Raw genomic sequence first — 1,240 nt, forward strand, 5'->3', positions numbered from 1 at the left:
TGCGGTCGTTGCGTCGACAACATCAGCGGCGCCGGCGAGGTTCGTCACTATGCCTAATGCCGTTGGTCGCTTCGGGCGACTGGGCTGGCTCTGGTTGAGCTTGCTGGTTCTGGTCATCGACCAGGCCAGCAAGTTCTACTTCGAAGGCAGGCTCGAGATGTACCAGCAGATCGTGATCATTCCCGATTACTTCAGCTGGACCCTGGCCTACAACACTGGCGCGGCATTCAGCTTTCTGGCCGACAGCTCCGGCTGGCAGCGCTGGTTGTTTGCCCTGATCGCGATTGGGGTGAGTGCGGTGCTGGTGGTGTGGCTCAAGCGTCTGGGGCGTAACGAGACCTGGCTGGCGGTTGCGCTGGCGCTGGTGCTCGGTGGCGCGCTGGGCAACCTGTATGACCGCATTGCCTTGGGCCATGTGATCGATTTCATCCTGGTGCACTGGCAAAACCGCTGGTACTTCCCGGCGTTCAACTTTGCCGACAGTGCAATTACGGTCGGTGCGGTAATGCTGGCACTGGATATGTTCAAAAGTAAAAAGACCGGAGAAACCGTTCATGACTGAACAGGTATTGGCTGAGCAACGCATCGGCCAGAACACGGAAGTCACCTTGCATTTCGCATTGCGCCTGGAGAACGGCGACACGGTGGACAGCACCTTCGACAAAGCCCCGGCGACCTTCAAGGTCGGTGATGGCAACCTGTTGCCAGGTTTCGAAGCGGCACTGTTCGGTTTCAAGGCGGGCGACAAGCGAACCCTGAGCATCGAGCCGGAAAACGCTTTTGGCCAGCCTAACCCGCAAAACGTGCAGATCATCCCGCGCTCACAGTTCCAGGACATGGACCTGTCGCCAGGATTGCTGGTGATCTTCAACGATGCGGCCAATACTGAATTGCCGGGTGTGGTCAAAGAGTTCGATGACGCGCAAGTGACCATCGACTTCAACCATCCGCTGGCTGGCAAGACGTTGACCTTTGACGTGGAAATCATCTCCGTCAAAGCGCTGTAACTGACCGGATTCGGTCAACTGTAGGAGCGAAGCTTGCTCGCGAAGGCGTCATCACATCCAGCATTGATGTCGACTGATCTGCCGCTTTCGCGAGCAAGCTTTGCTCCTACAGGTTTGTAATGATCTAACTTCTTGCGCGCAAGACACGAGGCACAGCATGCAAATCAAACTCGCCAATCCCCGTGGCTTCTGCGCCGGTGTGGACCGGGCGATCGAAATCGTCAACCGCGCCC

The 1,240-nt window shown here is 57.4% G+C and carries 3 protein-coding genes; all 3 read left to right on the top strand.

Features of this window, described 5'->3' with window-relative positions:
- Positions 1-49 precede the first annotated feature (49 nt).
- The gene (lspA, locus tag D8U18_RS06965; protein ID WP_056855663.1) at positions 50-562 is read left to right on the top strand and encodes a signal peptidase II; all 513 of its coding nucleotides are present in this window, start codon (positions 50-52) and stop codon (positions 560-562) included.
- Between the two features lie 7 nt (positions 563-569).
- Positions 570-1,007 carry an FKBP-type peptidyl-prolyl cis-trans isomerase gene (gene fkpB / locus D8U18_RS06970; protein ID WP_172668667.1) on the top strand — a complete coding sequence of 146 codons (438 nt, stop codon included), beginning with the start codon at positions 570-572 and terminating at the stop codon, positions 1,005-1,007.
- A gap of 157 nt (positions 1,008-1,164) precedes the next feature.
- The coding region (locus D8U18_RS29000; RefSeq protein WP_241664306.1) for a hypothetical protein at positions 1,165-1,240 on the top strand (76 nt) is incomplete at its 3' end.

This window comes from Pseudomonas sp. Sample_10, from assembly GCF_004321495.1.
In the GTDB taxonomy this organism is placed as follows: domain Bacteria; phylum Pseudomonadota; class Gammaproteobacteria; order Pseudomonadales; family Pseudomonadaceae; genus Aquipseudomonas.